Below are 1,068 nucleotides of genomic sequence, written 5' to 3'. Positions count from 1 at the left end.
AGCAGATGCTGATTGGAATCTTAGGGGTATTAAAATCAGGCGGAGCGTATGTTCCTATGGATCCTGGTTATCCTATGGATAGAATAGATCATATTTTGGGAGATACCAAGGCTAGAGTTGTAATCGTTGAAGAGAGTACAAAGAATCGTTTATATGACTATAAGGAATTAATAGATAGAGAAGAAGAATCAACTCTAAGTATTCTTAGTCTGAATTCTTCGGATATGAAAGATAGCTTGGATATATGTTCCACAGAAAATCCCGATACAGAAGTAAGTTCAGGTGATTTATCGTATGTCATTTATACGAGTGGAACAACAGGCAAGCCCAAGGGAGTGATGATAGAGCATAGAAGTGTAGTGAACTTTGTAGAATCGATGATAAAATCGCATCGGTTAGATGAGTATAGAAATGTTGGCTGCTATTCTAACTATGTATTTGATGTTTTTATTAGTGAAAGCTTTCCTGTGCTGTGTAATGGAAATACGTTATGGCTCTATAGCAGTGTACTTAGAAGTGAAGTAAGAGATTTAAATCAATATATAAAAGAGAATGAAATAGAGGTTTCTTTTATTCCTCCTGTCTTGTTAAGAGAATTACTACCTGATACGGGTCTTAAATTGATTTTAGTAGGTGGAGAATCTTTTCCTACTCTTGATGCTTCTTATGAAGATATTATTTTTATCAATGAATATGGCCCTACAGAAACTACGGTCTGGTCTACGTACCATCACTATAATGAAGATCACAATCCTCTCAACATAGGTCGTCCTATTCGTAATACTTCGGTGTATGTTTTGGATAGCTACTTGCGTGCTGTTCCTTTGGGAGGAGTAGGAGAGCTATATATCGGAGGAGTAGGAGTTTCGCGGGGCTATTTGAATCTTTCTGAGCTTACGGCTGAGCGTTTTGTTGTTAATCCTTTCCAGAGAGAAGAGGATAAGGAAATAGGTTATAATGGACGGATGTATAAGACAGGAGATTTAGTACGTTTTCTACCAGATGGTAATTTACAATATATAGGTCGTAATGACTTCCAGGTAAAGATCCGAGGTTATAGGATAGAAT

Annotated in this window: 1 protein-coding gene; it reads left to right on the top strand. The window is 36.9% G+C overall.

Going from position 1 to position 1,068, the window contains the following annotated elements; genetic code table 11:
- Nucleotides 1–1,068 (top strand): amino acid adenylation domain-containing protein (locus CHRY9293_RS18365; RefSeq protein ID WP_162034302.1); only part of this gene is annotated, 1,068 nt, incomplete at both ends.

The sequence above is a fragment of the Chryseobacterium potabilaquae genome (assembly GCF_902728265.1).
Lineage (GTDB): Bacteria > Bacteroidota > Bacteroidia > Flavobacteriales > Weeksellaceae > Chryseobacterium > Chryseobacterium potabilaquae.
This window is presented reverse-complemented; position numbering and strand designations above follow the sequence as displayed.